The organism is Thalassotalea sp. G20_0 (assembly GCF_017744175.1).
Classification (GTDB): Bacteria; Pseudomonadota; Gammaproteobacteria; order Pseudomonadales; family Endozoicomonadaceae; genus Endozoicomonas.
Genome location: NZ_JAGHQV010000401.1, coordinates 1 through 671 on the forward strand (window position 1 = coordinate 1; position 671 = coordinate 671).

Annotated in this window: 1 protein-coding gene; it reads right to left on the reverse strand. The window is 50.8% G+C overall.

What is annotated here, in order from left to right; translation table 11 throughout:
- Positions 1-461: hypothetical protein (locus J7438_RS26730; RefSeq protein ID WP_209279052.1), on the reverse strand; the 461-nt coding region annotated here is incomplete at its 3' end.
- Positions 462-671 lie beyond the last annotated feature (210 nt).

The window sequence follows — 671 nt, forward strand, 5'->3', positions numbered from 1 at the left end:
CTGTTAATTTCTGTAGTGAGCGGTACATCCTCCATTGGTACTGGCATATCCTGCACCATCTCTGAGGTATGCTCATTGCCAGTTAACGGCCTGTTGTCGCTGGCTGTTGGTAGATTTATTGCTATGCCCGGAAGCGTGGAAGCGGCGTCAGCAGACATGGCCGAGTCAGTCTCCATTGGCTCCGGATTACCCTGAACCGAAGTCGAAGAAGAGCGCTCAATACACGAGTTATTGCCAGTAGCACGCCTGAGCTTTATGGGGGGAATGGTACCGGATTCAGGTTGCTGTTGATGCGGTGGAAACGCTCCAGTGCCCGTTGTTGTCTGTTCAATCTGGCGACCCGCCATGCTCCGCTTTCTTTTGCGTTTGCGGTTGGTTGACGGCTCGTCTCTTCCAGCTTCAGTGGATATTAACCGGGATACAGTATCTGCTGCGGTTGCTGAGGAGGAAGGTGACTGCATGGTTTATTTGGAGGTCCTCCCTGTTTCCAATTGGAGAGTCGTTTGGGGATGATAACGATAGAGTATGACCCTGTCAGCCCGGTAAAGTTCCAGGCAGTCGGTATCAGAGAAGCCTGACCTGTTTTGTCAGGCAGCCTCCTGGTCCAGATGAATACACGTCAACTGCCACAAACTGAAAACTGACGTATTCATAATTTCTGAAAACATAAG